Source organism: Brachybacterium huguangmaarense, from assembly GCF_025725725.1.
GTDB lineage: Bacteria > Actinomycetota > Actinomycetes > Actinomycetales > Dermabacteraceae > Brachybacterium > Brachybacterium huguangmaarense.
In genome coordinates this window covers 2668890-2684417 of record NZ_CP107020.1, presented here as the reverse complement: position 1 = coordinate 2684417, position 15528 = coordinate 2668890, and the positions used below count along the sequence as shown (strand labels likewise).

Genomic DNA, 15528 nt, shown 5'->3' with positions numbered 1-15528 from the left:
ATGCACCCCGTGACCATCGCCATCGACGGACCCGCAGGCTCCGGCAAGTCCACCGTCTCCCGCCGCGTGGCCGCCGCGCTCGACGGGGGCTTCCTCGACACCGGTGCGATGTACCGGGCCGTGGCCTGGGCCTGCCTCGAGGACGGGGTGGACCTCGCCGACCGCGAGGCCGTCGCCGACGTCGCCGCGACGCTCGACCTCGAGCTCGGCACCGACCCCGCCGGCGCGACCGTGCACGTGCGCGACCGGGACATCACCGAGGACATCCGCACCCAGCGCATCAGCGCGCTCGTGAGCACGGTCGCGACCAACACCCTCGTGCGTCCCGTCCTGCAGGCCCGCCAGCGCGAGATCCTGACGGCGACCGCCCAGGAACGCGGCTCGTGCGTCGCCGAGGGCCGCGACATCACGACGGTCGTGGCGCCCGACGCCGACGTCCGCGTGCTGCTCGCCGCGAGCGAGGAGTCGCGCATGCACCGGCGCGCCCTCGAGCTCGGGCTCGAGGAGAACGAGGCCAACCGCGCCGCGATGCGGGACCAGGTGCTGCGCCGCGACCGCGACGACTCGACGGTCTCGGAGTTCCTCACCGCGACCGAGGGCGTCGAGCGCATCGACACGACCGACCTGACCGTCGACGAGGTCGTCGAGGCCGTGATCGCCCTCGTCCGCAGCGCGCGCGAGGAGGACGACGCCGACGAGCTCGCCCCGGCCGTCACGGGCGAGCTGCCCGCCGTCTCCGACGAGGACGTCGCCTCCGCGTGGCGGGCCGGGCTCGACGACTACGACCTCGACGACGAGGACCTGCGCATCCTCTCCGGGGAGGACGAGGAGCAGCTCGGGGCCGGCCCCGTGCGCCGCCTGCCCGTGCTCGCCGTCGTGGGCCGCCCCAACGTCGGCAAGTCCACGCTCGTCAACCGCATCCTCGGCCGCCGCGAGGCCGTCGTCGAGGACACCCCCGGCGTGACCCGCGACCGCGTCTTCTACCAGGCCGAATGGGCGGGCCGCGACTTCCTGCTGGTCGACACGGGCGGCTGGGAGGACCGTGTGCAGGGCATCGCCTACCGTGTGGCCGAGCAGGCCGAGGTCGCCGTCGAGCTCGCCGACGCCGTCATGTTCGTCGTCGACGCGACCGTGGGCATCACCGCGACCGACGAGCAGCTGCTCAAGGTGCTGCGGCGCTCGAAGCGGCCTCTCGTGCTCGTGGCCAACAAGGTCGACGACGCGCGCGCCGAGCTCGAGGCGGCCGCGCTGTGGAACCTCGGGCTCGGCGAGCCGCACGTCGTCTCCGCCCTCCACGGGCGGGGCTCGGGCGACCTGCTCGACGCGGCCCTCGCCGTGCTCCCCGCCGAGGGGCGCGGCCTGGCCCCGGACGGCGGCCCGCGCCGCGTGGCCCTCGTCGGCCGCCCCAACGTGGGTAAGTCCTCGCTGCTCAACAAGCTCGCCGGGGAGAACCGCGTGGTCGTCGACGACGTCGCCGGCACCACGCGCGACCCCGTCGACGAGCGCATCGAGCTGGGCGGCAAGGAGTGGACCTTCGTCGACACCGCCGGCATCCGACGCCGCGTGCTCCAGTCCCAGGGTGCCGACTTCTACGCCTCGCTGCGCACCCGCAGCGCGCTCGAGCGCGCCGAGGTCGCCGTCGTCCTGCTCGAGGCCTCCGAGACCGTCTCGACCCAGGACCTCAAGATCATCGACATGGTGCTCGAGTCCGGGAGGGCGCTCGTGCTCGCCTTCAACAAGTGGGACCTGATCGACGAGGAGCGGCGCAAGCAGCTCGAGTGGGAGATCGAGAAGGACCTCGCGCACGTGGCGTGGGCGCCGCGGGTCAACATCTCCGCCCAGACCGGACGCCACACCGACAAGCTCGTCCCCGCCCTCGAGACCGCCCTCGAGTCGTGGGACGCGCGCATCCCGACCGCCCGCCTGAACGCCTTCCTGGGCACCCTCGTGGCCGCCCACCCCCATCCGCTGCGCGGCGGCAAGCAGTCCCGCATCCTCTTCGCGACCCAGGCCCGCACCCGGCCGCCGCGCTTCGTGATCTTCGCGACCGGCTTCCTCGAGCACGGCTACCGCCGCTTCATCGAGCGCCGCCTGCGCGAGGACTTCGCCTTCACGGGATCGCCGATCGAGATCGGCGTGCGCATCCGCGAGAAGCGCCGGCGGGGCCGCTGAGCATGGCCACCCCGGCGTTCGTGCTCGCCCTGCGCGAGAAGATCGGGAACGACCCGCTGTGGCTCTCGGGCGTCACGGCGATCGTGCTCGACGCCGAGCGTCGGCACCTGCTCGTGGTGCGTCGCCGCGACAACGGCGCCTGGACCCCCGTGACCGGCATCATCGACCCCGGGGAGGAGCCCGCCGTGGCGGGCACCCGGGAGGTCCTCGAGGAGGCGGCGCTGCAGGTGCGCCCCGTGCGCCTCGTGGACGTGCGCGCCCTCGGCCCGATGACGTACGCCAACGGCGACACCGCCCAGTACCTCGACCTGTGCTTCCTCTACGAGCACGTGGCGGGGGAGCCGTACCCCGCCGACGGGGAGAACACCGAGGCCCGGTGGGCACCCCTCGACGACCTCCCGCCGCTCAACGCGCGGTTCCGCGAACAGCTCGCCCACGCGCTCTCGGGCGAGCCCGCGGCGACCTTCCGCTCATGAGCGCGCCCCTGCCCGGCACGCTGTTCGCGCTCCGCCTGACGGACCGCACGGGGGACGCCGCGACCCTGCGGGTGCTCGCCGACGCCGAGCGCGATCTCGCGCCCCACGCCGCCGCCGACCGGCCGTGGCCGCTCGAGCCCGTGCGCGACGGCGTGCTCGTGGACGTGTCCGTGGGCGGCCGTGCCGTGCTGCCCGGGGCATGGGTGACCCGGCACGGCCTCGACCGTGCGACCGGCATGGGACGTGAGCGCGTGCGCCCCACCGACCTGCGCATGCCCGCCTACGTGCTCGGCGAGGGCTCGGGCAGCGTGCTCGCGTGGGGCGAGACCGTGTGGCCGCTGCCCTTCGACGACTCGGTCGCGATCCCGGCGGCCTGCCGTCCCGGGGTGCACAGCCTGTCCGAGCTGCGCCGTCTCGTGCTGGTCGCCCTCGACCGCCGGGCCGACATCGGGCTGACCCTGTGGCAGGATTCCGCCCTCGAGGTGCCGTGGCAGGACGTGCGGCTCGTGCCTCGCGCCCGCTGGTGGTTCGAGATGGCCCAGGTGCCCACGGGCATGCGCTACGCCGAGGCCGCGCGGGCTCAGGGCGTGGAGCTCGAGCGGCTGTCGGCCGGCGCCTGATCGGCGGGGACCCCCTCGGGCTCCCAGCGCAGGAGGTCGCCGACCTGGCAGTCGAGCGCCTCGCACAGCGCCGCGAGGGTCGTGAAGCGGACCGCGCGCGCCCGGCCGTTCTTGAGCACGGCCAGGTTGGCCGGGGTGATGCCGACCCGCTCGGCGAGCACGCCCACCGCCATCCCGCGCCGGGAGAGCATCACGTCGATGTCGACCACGATCGGCATCAGATCACCCCGTCGAGCTCGGCCTGCAGGCGGGCCGCCCGGGCGTCGGTGCTCGTGGCCTGGACGAGCAGCTGGCGCTGGACGTAGATGACGAGCGCGACCCCGGCCGTCACGAGCGCCGCCCCGCACACGAGCGCGACCGCGCCCGGGGCGAGCGCGTCTCCCGGCTGGGTGCGGTTGAGGTAGACGGCGATGCCCGCGAGGGCCGCCACGAGCACGGCACCGGCGGCGACCGCGCCGATGATCGCGTCGACGAATCCGAACGCGCGCGCCGAGAACACCTGCCCGTGACGGACGAGCGTGAGCAGCCGCAGGATGCTGACCCCCACCACCTGGAGGCACACCACGCCCAGGAACACGATCCCCACCGCGAGGTGGGGCACCGCGCCCGGCCCGCCCAGGTCGTGCGCGAGCAGGATCACGAGCACGACCTGGACCACGAGGGATCCTGCCAGCGCGATCCAGATGACGGTCTGCAGAGCGCGGACGCCGAGGGGGTTCATCGAAGCTCCTGAGGACGGGGGAGTGGTCGTCGGATGACACGAGCCTATCGTTTGTCGATAGGTGTGACGAGGGTGCGGCGCCGTGCTTCACGAAGGCTCCACACGGTGGGGCCCGGACCGCGCGGGCGGACACGCCGACCGCACGGTCCGGGCCCCTGGCCCGTGTGCGCGGCACGACCTAGCGTGGAAGCACCTCTCACGCCCCCGGAAGGAGCACGTCGATGACCGACGACGCACGACGCAGCGAGGCGGCCGATCGCGCCCACGAGCTCGGCACGGACCAGGATCAGCCGTCGTTCCCGCCCCAGGACCAGGAGCCGCCCGGGCTGACCGCGCCGATGGAGCCAGTCCCCGACCACGGGGAGCAGACGTACGTGGGGCACGGGCGGCTCGAGGGACTCGTCGCCCTCATCACGGGCGGAGACTCCGGCATCGGACGCGCCGTCGCGATCGCCTACGCGCGCGAGGGCGCCGATGTGGCGATCTCCTACCTCGAGGCGGAGCAGGACGACGCCGAGCAGACGCGCACGTGGGTCGAGAAGGCGGGCCGGCGCGCGCTGCTGCTGCCCGGTGACATCCGCGACGAGCGGCACGCGCGGTCGCTCGTGACCTCGACGGTCGAGGAGCTGGGCCACCTCGACGTGCTCGTCAACAACGCCGCCTTCCAATGGGGCCGCGCCGAGCCCGCGGGCATCGAGGGCATCGACTCCGCGCGCCTGCACCGCACGCTGACCACCAATCTCGAGTCCATGTTCTGGATCACCCAGGAGGCCGTCGCGCACCTGCGCCCGGGCTCCGCGGTCATCAACACGACCTCCATCCAGTCCTTCGACCCGTCGGTGCCGCTCATGGACTACGCCGCGACGAAGTCGGCGATCAACAACCTGACCGTGAACCTCGCCGCCGACCTGGGGCCCCGGGGCATCCGCGTCAACGCCGTCGCGCCGGGCCCGATCTGGACACCGCTCAACGTCGCGACCCGTGTGCCCGACGACTACACCTCCTTCGGCGGCAACACGCCGCTCGGCCGGGCGGGCCAGCCGTCGGAGTGCGCGGGAGCCTACGTGTTCCTCGCGAGCCCCGGCGAGGCCTCCTACGTCTCGGGCACGGTGCTCGGGGTCACGGGAGGCCGCCCGGTCTTCTGATCCCGGCGCCCGGTCAGGGGAAGACGACGGTGCGGACCCCGTCGAGCAGGACGCGCGACTGCGCGAACCAGGAGACCGCCTGGCGCAGGGTGCGCATCTCGGTGTCCTGGCCGATCGCGGTCAGCTCGGCCACGGACCGCGTGTGGTCGACCCGGGTGACGTTCTGCTCGATGATGGGCCCCTCGTCGAGGTCGCTCGTAACGAAGTGGGCGGTCGCGCCGATGAGCTTGACGCCGCGCTGGTACGCCTGCCGGTAGGGGTTGGCGCCCTTGAAGCCGGGCAGGAACGAGTGGTGGATGTTGATGCAGCGGCCCGCGAGGGCCTCGCACAGCTCGGGGGAGAGGATCTGCATGTACCGGGCCAGCACCACGAGCTCGATGTCGAGCTCGTCGACGGCGGCGAGCACCCGCTGCTCGAAGGCGGCCTTGTCGTCGGGCCCTGCGATGGGCCGGTGCTCGAAGGGGACGTGGTGGAACTCCGCGAGCGGCGCGGCCGTGGGGTGGTTGGCGAGCACGAGCGGGACGTCGATGTTCAGCTGACCGCCGCGCATCCGGGTGAGCAGGTCCGAGACGCAGTGGGTCGCGGTCGAGGCGAGCACGAGGGTGCGGCACGGCCGGTCGGACACGTCCACCGAGGTCTCCATCGCGAAACGCTCGGCGACGGGCGCGAGGGCCCCGCGCAGGGCGTCGATCGACGCCGACGAGCGCACCTGGAGGCGCATCAGGAAACGCCCCGAGGTGGGGCTCTCGAACTGCTGACTCTCGGTGATGTTGCCGTCGATCTCCAGCACGGCGCCGGTGATCGCGTGCACGATGCCCGGACCGTCGGCGCACGCCACCGTCACGGTGTATCGGTGCATATCGTCTGATCCGGCTGTTGTAGCCGAGGTGAGGGACGACGAGATGGGGGCACGATCCGCGGCAGACATGAGGGGCAGTGTAGAAGCGGGCGCCGAGCGATGCCCGCCGGTTCGCATGATGGCGCGCCCGGGCCGTCGGGGCTGGCACACTGATGCCGACAACCCCGTTCGAGGAAAGGAAGCATTCATGCTTGCCAAGGTGTCCAACGCCGTCCTGCGCGCCGTCCCCGGCGCGTTCATCCTGAACTCCGGGATCGGCAAGCTCGATCTGAAGGGCGAGGCCGCCGCGGGCCTGCAGCAGATGGCGGCCCAGGGAGTGCCCGCGGTCGCGAAGCTGACGCCCGACCAGTTCGGCAAGCTCATGAGCTACGGCGAGATCGCGGTCGGCTCCGCGCTGCTGCTGCCGTTCGTGCCCACCCGCGTGGCCGGTGCCGCCCTCGGCACGCTCGCCGCGGGCTTCGTGTCCTCCTACTTCCGGATCCCCTCGATGACGCAGGCCGACGGCATCCGCCCGAGCCACGAGGGCACCGCGGTCGCCAAGGACCTGTGGCTCGCGGCCATCGCCGCGGCGCTCGTCCTGCGCGGCTCCGCGGACTGAGCCCGGCCCGGAACCGACTCACGGCGTGAGCGGCTCGCAGCGGATCACCCCGGCGCCCGCCGGGGTGATCCGCGTCGTCGGCGCGGCGACGAACAACCTGCGCGACGTCTCGGTGGACGTGCCCAAGAAGGCCCTCACCGTCGTCACGGGCGTCTCGGGATCGGGCTGCACCCCGCCGACGTGCACCAGCTCACCCAGCTGCTGGCGCGCCTGCGCGACGCCGGCAACACGGTGCTCGTGGTCGAGCACCACCCGCAGGTGATCGCCGTCGCCGACCACGTGATCGACGTCGGGCCCGGAGCGGGTGCACGCGGCGGTCTCATCCAGTTCGTCGGCACCCCCGCGGACCTGCGCCGCAGCGGCACCGTGACGGGGCGCCTGCTCGACCGTCCGCTCGAGGTGTCGTCGAGCGCGCGCCCCTGGCAGGGCACGGTGCCCGTGCGCGACGCACGCGCCCACAACCTCACCGGTGTCGACGTCGACATCCCGCTGGGGGGGGGGCTCACCGCCGTGACCGGCGTCGCCGGATCGGGCAAGAGCTCGCTCGCCACCCAGGACCTGCCCGCCCAGCATCCCGCCTTCGCGGTCGTCGGGCAGGACCCGCTGCGCGGCGGGGTCCGCTCGACCTCGCTCAGCGTGCTCGGCATCGCCGACACCGTGCGCCGGGCCTTCTCGGAGGTCTCGGGCCTCGCCCCCGCCTGGTTCAGCTTCAACTCCAAGGGCGCGTGCCCCGTGTGCCGCGGCAAGGGGCACATCACCACCGAGCTGGCCTTCCTCGACGACGTGTCCACGCCGTGCGACGAGTGCCACGGCCGTCGTTTCAACGAGACCGCCCTGTCCGCCACGATCCGCGGCAGCACGATCGCGGACGTGCTGGCGATGGAGGCCCGGGAGGTCGCGCACCTGTTCGAGCACAGCCCCGAGATCGCCGAGGCGATGTCGTGGCTCGAACGGGTGGGTCTCGGCTACACGGCGGTGGGGCAGTCCCTCGACACCCTCTCCGGCGGCGAGAAGCAGCGCCTGCTGCTGGCCCGGCACCTGCGCGGCGTCGAGGACCTCGCGGGGTAGCGCATCGTGCTCGACGAGCCCACGACCGGCCTGCACCCGAGCGACGTCGACCGCATCACGACCCTGTTCGCCGACCTGCTCGACGCGGGCGCCACGCTCGTCGTGATCGAGCACAATCTGCGGGTCGTGGCCCGCGCCGACCACGTCATCGACATCGGCCCGGGTGCCGGGGTCGACGGCGGCTGCGTCGTCTTCACGGGGACCCCCGCCGCCCTCGTCCGCGACGAGGCCTCGCTCACCGGGCGCGCCCTCGCCCTCGCCGCGCAGGGCCGCCAGAGCCTCTGACCCTCCCGCCCGCCTCGACCAGGAGCCGCCCGATGACGACGACCCGCACCACGATCGCCCTGCTCGGGGCCGGCACGATGGGCCAGGCCCTGCTCGCCGGCTCGCTCGCCGGCGGCCTCGCCCCCGAGGACGTCTGGGTCAGCGCACGACGACCCGAGCACGTCGAACGGATCGTCGACGTCCACGGCGTGCACGGCACGACGGACAACGCGCGCGCCGCCGAGCAGGCCGACCTGGTGGTCCTCGCCGCGGGCCCCGCGCAGGTCCTCGACATCGTCGCCGAGATCTCCGGGCATCTGCGGGAGGGAGCGGTGGTCGTCTCGATCGCCGACGGGATCGCGCTCGCCGACCTCGAGGGCCGCCTGCCCGCGCACGTCGGCGCCGCGCGGGCCCTGCCGAGCATCACCGCCCAGGCCGGCCACGGCCTCACCCTGCTCACTCCGGGCGCCTCGTGCACGACCGCGCAGATCGACGCGGTCACCTCCCTGTTCGCTCGCTCCGGCGAGGTGCTGCGCGTCGAGGAGGAGCAGCACGCGGTGCTCGGACCGCTCAGCAGCGGCGGCCCCGCCCATCTCCTCTACGTCGCCGACGCGATGATCGAGGCCGCAGCCGTGCGCGGCATCCCGCGCGACCTCGGCCGCCGGATCGTCCAGCAGGTGATGGCGGGCACCGCCGCCTGGCTCGAGCAGAGCGACGAGGACGCCGCGGTGCTGCGCGCGGACGTGTGCGCACCGGGCGGGGCCGGGATCCGGCGCATCGCCACGCTCGACGAGCGGGCCGTGCGCGCGGCCCTCGTCGCGGCGCTGACCGACTGACCTCATGCCGTCGACACAGATGCGTGGTGGTGCCGGTCGCCCCCTGGCCCGGCACCACCACATCCCCCGGTACGGCCCCACGGCGCCCTGCTCACCCCCCCCCCGGAGCAGGGGCGCCGCGAGGATCCGCACGTCACAGAGGCCGGGCCGCGACGAACACCCCGGCCGGATCGAGCCGACGACGCAGCTCGCGCAGACGCCCCAGCGCGGCGCCGTACGAGGGCGCTGGATCCTCCGCGCCGTCGACGAAGGTAAGAGCCCCCACCGGTGCATGCCACGGTGCGAGCGCCGCGACCCCCGCGGTCGCCGCGCACCGCGCCGCCTCGACCGCCTCGGGCACGGGCGCCATCGCGATCGTGTGCACGAGGAACGGCCCGTCGAGCGAGCCGACCGCCCCGGACCCCTCCGGGGCCCGGCCCATCGCACCGCCGAGCTGACGCAGCTCGCTCACGAACAGGGCCGGGTCGGCCGCCATGGCGAGGTACGCGTCGACCGCGTCCGTCGGCAGCCCCTCGAGCACGGCATGCGCGCTGAGCGCGGGGGACGGCTCGGGCGGGTCCATGTGCACGGCCAGCACGGCGGCCACAGGTATCCGCGCGAACGTGTCGACCTCGGGTGCGAGCGCCCGCAGCGGCTCGAGCAGCGTCGCGGCCCGCGCGTCGTCCTCGAGGATCGCCCCGTCGACCACCACGACCGACCGCCCCTGCAGGAACGGCGGCAGTGACGGCAGAGGCGGCAGATGCAGCACCCGCAGGGTGCTCGTCACGCTCTCCGGCGAGCCCTCGCACCATCGTGCCCAGGCATGGGTCACCTCGGCCGCCCGCGCCGCGTCCCACAGCAGGAAGCCGGCGACCACGTCCGTGAGCTCCAGCAGCTCGATCTCGAGGGACACCACGATCCCGAAGTTCCCCGAGCCGCCGCGCAGCGCCCAGAACAGCTCGGCGTTCTCCTCGGCGCTCGCGCGCAGCAGGGAGCCGTCGGAGACCACGACCTGCACCTCGCGCACCGAGCCGACGGCCAGTCCGTGAGCCCGGGAGTACATGGACACGCCGCCCGCCAGGATGTAGCCCGCGACCGACACGGTGCCGGCGCTGCCGTGCAGGGCCGTCAGGCCGTGGGGAGCGGTCGCGGCGAGCACGTCGTTCCAGGTGGCGCCCCCGAGCACGCGGGCGGTGCGGGCGAGCGGATCGACGCTGACCCCGCGCAGGGAGCACAGGTTCACGAGCAGCACGTCGCACAGGTCGCCGCGCGAGAGCGCATCGGCCGCATGTCCCGTCGACAGGGCCGCCACGCGCAGCCCGGCCGCCGTCGCGGCCCGCACCAGCTCGACCACCTCCTCGGCGCTTTTCGGGCAGGCCACAGCGGCCGGGCGCAGCTGTGCGGCGAGGTTCCAGGGCATGCAGGCGCGGTCGTAGCCGGGTTCGCCGGGGAGCATGACGCGCTCGCCGAGATCGGCGCGCAGCTGCGCGGTGCGTGAGTCGAGGGGCGGGTCCAGCACGGTCATGTCGGCTCCATCGTCGAGGCGGTCGTCGGTGGCACGAGTCTGCGGAGCGGGAAGGGCGGCGCACCATCCCAGCGGGGCGGGGAATCCGCGGCCCCCAGAAAGGTGGGATGGTGCGCCTGCCGTCCGCGGCGCACACTGGGGTGATGGACTCGGCGAGGGCACTGGGGCGTGCACGCAGCGACGTGGACGTCAGCTCCCGCGCCGGGCTGCCCCTGCACCTGTTCATGGAGGAGGCGGCGGCCGCGCTCAGCACGGTCGTGCCCTTCGTGGCGGGCTGCTTCTCGACACTGGACCCCGCGACCGCGATGGTCGCCGGGACCGTCAAGCTCGACGCTCTGGCCGGCCGCAACGACGCCGACGTCGCCTGGGCCCGGATCGAGTACGGAGGCGACGACCCCACCGCGATGCGGCGCCTGGTCTCGACCGGCCGTGTCTCGGTGGGCATGGACCTCGAGACGCGCGGCGAGATCGAGCGGTCGCCGCGCATGGCCCAGCTGCTGCTGCCCGAGTTCGACTTCCACGACGAGGCCCGGGTGGTGTGCTGCGACCGCGCCGGCGCCTGGGGAGCGCTCTCGGTGTTCCGCGGCGTCGACGACGCACCGTTCGCCCGGGAGGAGGTCGCGATCCTCGCCTCGCTCGCCCCGGCCCTGACCCGCGGCATCCGCACCGGTCTGCTGGCGCGGACCGCGGCTCTGGCCCGGGCCGCCACGGAGGGGCCCGCGGTCGTGATCGTGGACGCCCACGACCGGATCGTGCAGGCCAGCCCCGCGAGCGAGACCCTCCTGCGGCGCCTCGCGGCCGTGCCGGGCGCCGCCGATCCGATGACGTCGGTGCAGGTGCTCATCAGTGCTGCCCGCCGACTCGCGGCGGGCGACGTGGCGACGGTCCCGCGGGTGCGGGCCCGTACGGCCGACGGGGCGTGGATGCTGCTGCACGCGGCGCCGCTGTCGGGTCTGGGGGAGCGCGCCGGGGACGTCGTCGTGACCATCGAGGAGGCCCGCCCGCAGGACGTCACCGATCTGGTGGCCGCCGCCTTCGGGCTCACCGCCCGGGAGCAGCAGGTGGTCTCGATGGTCCTGCGCGGTGTGGACACCCGCGGGATCGCGGCCGTCCTGCACCTGTCTCCCTACACCGTGCAGGACCACCTCAAGTCGATCTTCGACAAGGCCGGGGTCGCGAGCCGGCGCGAGCTCGTCGCGCGGGTCTACTTCGACCAGTACGTCGACCAGTCCGCGACGCTCGAGTCGCCCGTCCCATGAGGAGCGGGGTCACCGTCGGACGATGGTGAACCTCCACAGGCGTGTGCCTCGCGCAGGAGGCTCAGTAGTACACCGCGAGCGGCCCGTGGGGACCCGCGATCACGTCGACCTCGGTGTTGAAGACCTCGGTCAGGGTGCGCGACGTCATGATCTCGGCGGTGGGCCCGTACTCGACGACGCGCCCGTCCTTCATGGCGCAGATGCGGTCGGCGTAGTGGGCCGCGAAGTTGATGTCGTGCAGCACGACGACGATGGTCCGCTCGAGCTCCCGGGCCGCGCTGCGCAGCTGCTTCATCATCTGCACCCCGTGCTGCATGTCGAGGTTGTTGAGCGGCTCGTCGAGCAGCACGTAGTCGGTGTCCTGGGCCAGCACCATCGCGACGTAGGCGCGCTGGCGCTGGCCGCCCGAGAGCTGGTCGAGGTAGCGGCTCTCGAGCCCGGAGAGGTCGAGGAAGTCGATCGCCTCGCTGATCTTGTCCTCGTCGGCGCGGGTCAGGCGCCCCTGGGAGTAGGGGAAGCGGCCGAAGCCGACGAGCTGGCGCACCGTGAGCCGGGTGACGAAGTGGTTCTCCTGGCGCAGCACCGACAGCACGCGCGCGAGGTCGCGGGACTTCGCGGTCGCGACGTCGAGGCCCGAGACGCGGATCGTGCCGGAGTCCATCCGCAGCAGACGTCCCACCATGGTCAGCAGCGTCGACTTGCCCGCCCCGTTGGGCCCCACCAGGGCCGTGATCCCGCCGGCGGGGATCTCGAGGTCGATGGGGCCGATGCGCACGTCGCTCGCGTACTCCTTGACGACGTTGTGGATCTCGATCACAGGCGTCCCTTCCGCATGATGACGGTCAGGAAGACCGTGCCGCCCACGAGCTCGATGATGATCGAGACCACCCCCTGGGCGTAGAAGACGTGGTTCATGATGACGTAGGCGCCGCACAGGACGACGAAGCCCAGCAGCGCCGCCACCGGGAAGATCCGGCGGTGATCGTAGGTGCCGACGACCTGGTAGGACAGCGTTGCGACGAGGAAGCCGAAGAAGGTCATCGGTCCGATGAGGGCGGTCGAGACCGCCATCAGGATCGACACCAGCACAAGGGTGAGGATCGTGTGGCGACGGTGGTCGACGCCGATGTTGGTCGCGGTGTCATGGCCGAGCGCGAGCACGTTGAGCCGTCGCGCGTTGAGCCACAGGGCCGCGGCGGCGAGCACGACGAGCGGGATCGCGATGGGCAGGTAGTCGGCGTCGGCGTTGGTGACCGAGCCGAACAGGCGCGCGCTCAGCACGTCGAACTCGCTCGGGGTGAGCAGACGCTGCATGAAGGTCGCGATCGCTCCCAGCCCTCCGCCGAGCACGATCCCGATCAGCAGCGTGACCTGCAGGTTCGCATAGCGGCCCGAGAGCAGCCACCCGTAGAGAACGGCCGAGAGCGCGACCATCGCGACGAGCTGCAGGACGAACTGCGGGGTGCCCTGCAGGCGCAGCAGGCCGGCCACGCCGAACAGATAGATCGCCGAGGTCTGGATCGCGATGTACAGCGACTCGAAGCCCATGATCGACGGGGTGATGATCCGGTTGCCGGTCACGGTCTGGAACGAGACGGTCGCGATCGCCTGGCACACCGCGACGATCACCATCACCACGAGCGAGGTCGCGCGGAGCTTGGCGATCAGCCAGAAGCCGCGCGTGCCGGGCGCCATGGGGTTGTCGAGCGCGAGCAGCGCGAAGCCGAAGCCGAGGGCGGCGAGGGCCAGCACCGCCACGATCACCGCGTACCGGGTGCGCGCGCGGCGGGTGGGGAAGGGGCCCGAGGCGGCGCGCTCAGCCATGCCGGCGCTGCCTGAGCAGGAGCAGGATGAACACGGCGGCGCCGACGACGCCGAGGATGAGCGAGACGGGCACCTCGAACGGCGCGATGACGGTCCGGCCCACGAGGTCGCACACGGTCACGATCGCGATGCCCAGCAGGCACACCCAGGGCAGGTTGCTGCGCAGGTCGTCCCCGCGCACCATCGAGACGATGTTGGGCACGATGAGCCCGAGGAAGGGGAGGTTGCCGACGACGACCGTGACGACGCCGGTGGCGATCGCGACGAGGGTCGTGCCCACGAGCACCACGAGGTTGTAGTTGACGCCGACGTTGGTGGCGACGTCCTCGCCCAGCCCCGCGACCGTGAAGCGGTCCGCGGCGACGAACACCGCGGCGACCACGAGCACCACGATCCACAGGTACTCGTACTGCCCGCGCAGGACCGAGGTGAAGGAGCCCGCGAACCACACTCCCAGGTTCTGCAGCATGTCGAACTGCAGGGCGATGAACGTGGAGACCGAGCCGACGACGGCGCCGAGCATGATGCCGATGATCGGCACGATGAGCGAGGAGCGCAGGGTCACGCGGCGCAGGAAGAGGAAGAACACCATGGTGCCCACGAATGCCGCAACGATCGCGAACACCATGCGGGTGCCGATGCTGGCTCCCGGGATGAGGATCATCGCGGCGATCAGCCCCAGCCCGGCCCATTCGGTCGTGCCCGTCGTGGTGGGCTCGACGAAGCGGTTCTGGGTGAGCAGCTGCATCACGAGGCCGCACATGGACATGGCGGCGCCCGCGAGGACGAGCGCGATGGTGCGCGGGATGCGGGTGATGGCGAACATGTCGGCGCCGTCCTCGGCGCCGAACACGTCGTACTGGCCCGTGAGCAGGGACAGCACGAGCAGGGCGGCGACGACGAGCACGCCGATCAGGAGCCGGGGGTCGAGCAGGCGGCCCCGGCCCCGCCGGGGTGGGGCCAGGGCGTCGGTGGGGGAGCGGGTCATGGGTCACCAGAGGTCGGAGGGGCCCGGCGCGGCGGCCTCGCGGCGCGGCCGGGCGAGGGCATGGCGGAGGGCCCGGGCGTGCGCCCGGGCCCGACCGTCAGCGGAGGATCAGCTCGTCGCCTCGAGGGCGTCCGCGAAGCTGCCGAAGAACTCGGTGTAGGTCTCGATGCCCTCGTTGGTGTAGGTGTCGTCGGGCATGTAGACCACGTGCCCGGCAGTCACCGCCGTGACGTTCTTGAGCGCCTCGGATCCCTCGATCACCTCGGCCGCCGGCTGGGAGTCCTCGCTCGCGACCGCCGCGTCGCGGTCCATCACCAGGATCCAGTCGGGGTTGGAGTCGGCGATCGCCTCGACGGAGATGTCGTCGCCCTGGTGGTCGTCGTCGGCGCCCTGCACCTCGAGCGCCGGGGTGAGGCCCAGGACGTCGTACATGGGGCCGAAGGTGCGCCCGACGTGCGGCGCGGAGTAGCCGATCTCGCCGCCCGAGACGATCACCGACATGACCTTCTGGGCCGGGTCGTACGCGGCCTTGACGCGGGCGATGGAGGCGTCGAGGTCCTCGCCAAGGGCGGTCGCCTCCTTCTCCTTGCCGAAGATGGTGCCGAGCACGTCGACGCGGCGCTTGAGCTCGGCCTCGAAGGGCTGGTCGTCGCGGGCGTCGAGGTCGAGCACGACGGCGTCCGGCGCGAGCGAGGTGAAGTCGTCCTGGTACTGGGAGAAGCGGGAGCCGGTGATGATGAGGTCGGGCTCGACCGCGACCACGGCCTCGAGGTTCGGCTCACGATGGTTGCCGAGGTCCACGATCGACTCGTCGTCCTTGTAGGGGATCGTGGTGGGCATCAGGGCGCGGGAGGCGGCCGTCAGGGAGACGCCCCAGTCCGAGAGGGTCTGGAAGCTGTTGTTGTCCGTCGCGACGACCGACGTCGGCGGGGTGGCCACGGTGTGCTGGCCGTTGTTGTCCTCGACGGTCACCGTGCTCGCGGTGCCGCCCGCATCCGAGGCGCCGGCATCCCCTCCCGTCGAGTTGTCGCTCGAGCAGGCCGCGGCCATGAGGCCCAGAGCTCCTGCGGTCGCGGCGAATCCGAAATGGCGGCGGGAGAGCGTCGTCATGAGAGGGAGTGTCCTTCAGCGTGTCTGCGATAGGTGAGGAGGCCGGCGGCGCTGGAGCACCGAGCGGGCTCGAAAGTAAGGTTA

The 15528-nt window shown here is 72.7% G+C and carries 17 protein-coding genes; 9 read left to right on the top strand and 8 right to left on the bottom strand.

The window, feature by feature from the left end; genetic code table 11:
- The 3 genes from der to BRM3_RS12355 are packed head-to-tail and all read left to right on the top strand — an operon-like array spanning position 1 to position 3268.
- Positions 1–2172: a bifunctional cytidylate kinase/GTPase Der gene (der, locus tag BRM3_RS12365; RefSeq protein ID WP_263593604.1), complete on the top strand. Its 2172-nt coding sequence runs from the start codon at positions 1–3 to the stop codon at positions 2170–2172.
- 2 nt (positions 2173–2174) lie between these two features.
- Entirely contained in the window at positions 2175–2648 is a 474-nt protein-coding gene (locus BRM3_RS12360; RefSeq protein ID WP_263593603.1) for an NUDIX hydrolase, read from the top strand.
- Positions 2645–3268, top strand: a complete 624-nt coding sequence (locus tag BRM3_RS12355) for a hypothetical protein (RefSeq protein WP_263593602.1) — start codon at positions 2645–2647, stop codon at positions 3266–3268. The genes BRM3_RS12360 and BRM3_RS12355 overlap by 4 nt, the downstream gene beginning before the upstream one ends.
- Here BRM3_RS12355 and BRM3_RS12350 read toward each other — a convergent pair.
- A complete protein-coding gene (locus tag BRM3_RS12350; protein WP_263593601.1) occupies positions 3229–3486 on the bottom strand; it encodes a helix-turn-helix domain-containing protein in 258 nt (85 codons plus the stop codon). The two genes, BRM3_RS12355 and BRM3_RS12350, sit on opposite strands and share 40 nt — an antisense overlap.
- Positions 3486–3989 carry a DUF2975 domain-containing protein gene (locus BRM3_RS12345; protein ID WP_263593600.1) on the bottom strand — a complete coding sequence of 168 codons (504 nt, stop codon included), beginning with the start codon at positions 3987–3989 and terminating at the stop codon, positions 3486–3488. The genes BRM3_RS12350 and BRM3_RS12345 overlap by 1 nt, the downstream gene beginning before the upstream one ends.
- Positions 3990–4210: 221 nt before the next feature.
- Here BRM3_RS12345 and BRM3_RS12340 point away from each other — a divergent pair, with 221 nt between their 5' ends.
- Complete coding sequence (locus BRM3_RS12340) at positions 4211–5134, top strand: SDR family oxidoreductase (RefSeq protein ID WP_263593599.1); 924 nt, start codon at positions 4211–4213, stop codon at positions 5132–5134.
- Between the two features lie 13 nt (positions 5135–5147).
- Here the strand turns inward: BRM3_RS12340 and purU are convergent, their stop codons facing one another.
- Positions 5148–5993, bottom strand: coding sequence for a formyltetrahydrofolate deformylase (gene purU / locus BRM3_RS12335; protein WP_263593598.1), 846 nt, complete (start codon positions 5991–5993; stop codon positions 5148–5150).
- Positions 5994–6180: 187 nt separating this feature from the next.
- Here purU and BRM3_RS12330 point away from each other — a divergent pair, with 187 nt between their 5' ends.
- The 4 genes from BRM3_RS12330 to BRM3_RS12315 all read left to right on the top strand — a co-directional run bounded on the left by BRM3_RS12330 (position 6181) and on the right by BRM3_RS12315 (position 8759).
- Positions 6181–6591, top strand: coding sequence for a hypothetical protein (locus BRM3_RS12330; protein WP_263593597.1), 411 nt, complete (start codon positions 6181–6183; stop codon positions 6589–6591).
- Between the two features lie 180 nt (positions 6592–6771).
- Positions 6772–7659, top strand: coding sequence for an excinuclease ABC subunit UvrA (locus BRM3_RS12325; protein WP_263593596.1), 888 nt, complete (start codon positions 6772–6774; stop codon positions 7657–7659).
- Positions 7660–7665: 6 nt separating this feature from the next.
- Complete coding sequence (locus BRM3_RS12320) at positions 7666–7944, top strand: hypothetical protein (RefSeq protein ID WP_263593595.1); 279 nt, start codon at positions 7666–7668, stop codon at positions 7942–7944.
- Between the two features lie 32 nt (positions 7945–7976).
- Positions 7977–8759: a pyrroline-5-carboxylate reductase family protein gene (locus BRM3_RS12315; protein ID WP_263593594.1), complete on the top strand. Its 783-nt coding sequence runs from the start codon at positions 7977–7979 to the stop codon at positions 8757–8759.
- A gap of 133 nt (positions 8760–8892) precedes the next feature.
- Here BRM3_RS12315 and BRM3_RS12310 read toward each other — a convergent pair whose 3' ends face one another.
- Complete coding sequence (locus BRM3_RS12310) at positions 8893–10263, bottom strand: FAD-binding oxidoreductase (RefSeq protein ID WP_263593593.1); 1371 nt, start codon at positions 10261–10263, stop codon at positions 8893–8895.
- 143 nt (positions 10264–10406) lie between these two features.
- Between BRM3_RS12310 and BRM3_RS12305 the strand changes: the two genes are divergently transcribed.
- Positions 10407–11522, top strand: a complete 1116-nt coding sequence (locus tag BRM3_RS12305) for a helix-turn-helix transcriptional regulator (protein ID WP_263593592.1) — start codon at positions 10407–10409, stop codon at positions 11520–11522.
- A 61-nt stretch (positions 11523–11583) separates the two neighbouring features.
- Here the strand turns inward: BRM3_RS12305 and BRM3_RS12300 are convergent, their stop codons facing one another.
- From BRM3_RS12300 to BRM3_RS12285, 4 genes are all read right to left on the bottom strand, one after another.
- Positions 11584–12339 carry an iron ABC transporter ATP-binding protein gene (locus tag BRM3_RS12300; RefSeq protein WP_263593591.1) on the bottom strand — a complete coding sequence of 252 codons (756 nt, stop codon included), beginning with the start codon at positions 12337–12339 and terminating at the stop codon, positions 11584–11586.
- Complete coding sequence (locus BRM3_RS12295) at positions 12336–13346, bottom strand: iron chelate uptake ABC transporter family permease subunit (protein WP_263593590.1); 1011 nt, start codon at positions 13344–13346, stop codon at positions 12336–12338. The genes BRM3_RS12300 and BRM3_RS12295 overlap by 4 nt, the downstream gene beginning before the upstream one ends.
- Positions 13339–14334: an ABC transporter permease gene (locus BRM3_RS12290; RefSeq protein ID WP_263593589.1), complete on the bottom strand. Its 996-nt coding sequence runs from the start codon at positions 14332–14334 to the stop codon at positions 13339–13341. The genes BRM3_RS12295 and BRM3_RS12290 overlap by 8 nt, the downstream gene beginning before the upstream one ends.
- A gap of 108 nt (positions 14335–14442) precedes the next feature.
- Entirely contained in the window at positions 14443–15444 is a 1002-nt protein-coding gene (locus BRM3_RS12285; RefSeq protein WP_263593588.1) for a siderophore ABC transporter substrate-binding protein, read from the bottom strand.
- Between the last annotated feature and the right edge of the window lie 84 nt (positions 15445–15528).